Raw genomic sequence first — 822 nt, forward strand, 5'->3', positions numbered from 1 at the left:
ATTAAAAGTATGAATTATTCAGGTTTTATTAAATTGTTAAACTTTTCACAAACTCATTGTAAATCCACCAGCTTTGCGATAAAATTAATTTATAAGAAAAGGAGAGTGTTTTCATGAGAGAGAAATTTTTAGCAAAAGATTATGTTAATAATGACTATAAAGATATCGTATTCAATCGTCGTTCATACCGTCGATTTGACCCTAGTCAAAATATCAGTCGTGATGAAATCGTCGAAATGTTAGATGAAGCGACAATTACACCATCCGCATGTAACTTACAAGCATGGCACTTTGTCGTCGTTGATAATGAAGAAGCTCGTAACAAAGTCAAAGCAGTCACGATGCCGTTTAACTATCCCCAATTAGAAACAGCACCAGTTACAATCTTTATATTAGGCGATATTCACTCACATAAAGTTTATCGCGAAGTTTGGACCAAAGTGTATGAAGAGGGCAGAATTACCAAAGAAAAATTAGACGACATCTTCAATTCATTTTTACCAATGTATGAGAAAGCTGATCGCGACTTTTTAATTCAAGATGCTACCTTAGACAGTTCAATGTTAGCAATGCAATTATTATTGGTTGCTAGAGCACACGGATATGAAGCGAATCCATGGGCAGGCTATAATTCAAAAGACTTAGTTGCAACTTTAAACCTTGATAATGAGCGTTTCGTGCCTATCATGGCAATTTCAATTGGTAAACCAGGCGAAGAACCAACTGAATCAACACGTTATGATGTGAATTCTAAAATTAACTTTCTAGCATAAAAATTTGAGACCATTAGAAGCAGGAGAGTGAATCTCTACCCGAAAACTG

1 protein-coding gene is annotated in these 822 nt (G+C 35.0%); it reads left to right on the top strand.

Features of this window, described 5'->3' with window-relative positions:
- The first annotated feature begins 113 nt into the window (after window positions 1–113).
- Window positions 114–773, top strand: a complete 660-nt coding sequence (locus tag EF384_RS09585) for a nitroreductase family protein (protein WP_094519170.1) — start codon at window positions 114–116, stop codon at window positions 771–773.
- Window positions 774–822 lie beyond the last annotated feature (49 nt).

The sequence above is a fragment of the Aerococcus agrisoli genome, from assembly GCF_003797145.1.
GTDB lineage: Bacteria > Bacillota > Bacilli > Lactobacillales > Aerococcaceae > Aerococcus > Aerococcus agrisoli.